This is a genomic window from Salinivibrio sp. HTSP (assembly GCF_003390965.1).
GTDB lineage: Bacteria > Pseudomonadota > Gammaproteobacteria > Enterobacterales > Vibrionaceae > Salinivibrio > Salinivibrio kushneri.
Window position 1 is genome coordinate 1 of sequence record NZ_PXUD01000105.1, and the last position, 1053, is coordinate 1053.

Annotated in this window: 1 protein-coding gene; it reads right to left on the reverse strand. The window is 49.3% G+C overall.

Going from position 1 to position 1053, the window contains the following annotated elements; genetic code table 11:
- Nucleotides 1–56 precede the first annotated feature (56 nt).
- Nucleotides 57–974, reverse strand: a complete 918-nt coding sequence (locus tag C7A19_RS14635; RefSeq protein WP_116645268.1) for an IS5 family transposase — start codon at nt 972–974, stop codon at nt 57–59.
- Nucleotides 975–1053 lie beyond the last annotated feature (79 nt).

Sequence of the window (1053 nt, forward strand, 5' to 3'; positions counted from 1 at the left end):
GGCGTTGTTGATCAAATCATTCACCTAACGCACTGATCCCAATGGAATTACTCCCATCAGTCAACTCGGTAACTAACAGGCATACCAAGTCTTATGACTTTGTTTATCGCTTTCACGTTGGCCAATGCTTCGCCAACTTGTGCATCGTAGTTACGTAAGGTCAGCTCAGGGCTGATTAACGTTTTGTATCGAGACATGCCTGTTTCTGACAGGGAGCGTTGGTGATAACCCTCTTCTTGTTTCCAGTCTTTCAAGTTACCCGATTTCAAGGCGCTGACGGCTGCATTGCGAGGATGGCCGTCCTCCCAGTAACCCGCATTGCTGCGCGGTGGAATGGTCGGTTTGATGCCTTTTTTCTTGAGCACCTGATGACAGGCTTTCGTATCATAAGCGCCGTCAGCACTGACTTGGGCGATTTTTCGGCGTAACGGGTTAAGCAGCGTCGGTAGCGCTTCATTGTCGCCGACAGACGCTAAGCTAACGACGGCAGAAATCACTTCATGTGTACTGTCGTCAATCGCGAGATGCAGCTTGCGCCAAACACGGCGTTTTTCCTTGCCATGTTTGCGCATTTTCCATTCTCCCTCGCCAAACACTTTTAAACCGGTGGCATCAATGACGACGTGAGCAACGGGCCCACGACTGGGTAATCGGTAGTTAACCTCAACCGTCTTCGCCCGTTTACTGATACAACTGTATGACGGCGATTTTAGCGGCACGTCCATCAGGCTAAATATCGAGTCGAGAAAGCCTTGAAGGGCGCGAAGAGGGAGCTTGAAAATGCCTTTAACCATCAGTGCTGTTTCAATGGCACCATCGGTAAACGTAAAGCCTCTCCCTCGTTTGCCATGATGCTTTTTGCAGTGCCAGCCCTGGATAGCGGCGTCATCAACCCAAAAGGTAATCGAACCACGGTTAACTAATGCCTGATTGTATTGCTTCCAGTTGCTGATTTTGTACTTGGCTTTGCTCATCATCTGTGACCTGTTTTGAGGCTTTGATGATCTGATCGCGGCTCGGACGACAAGTTCAATGATTTAGGAAACAACGCCA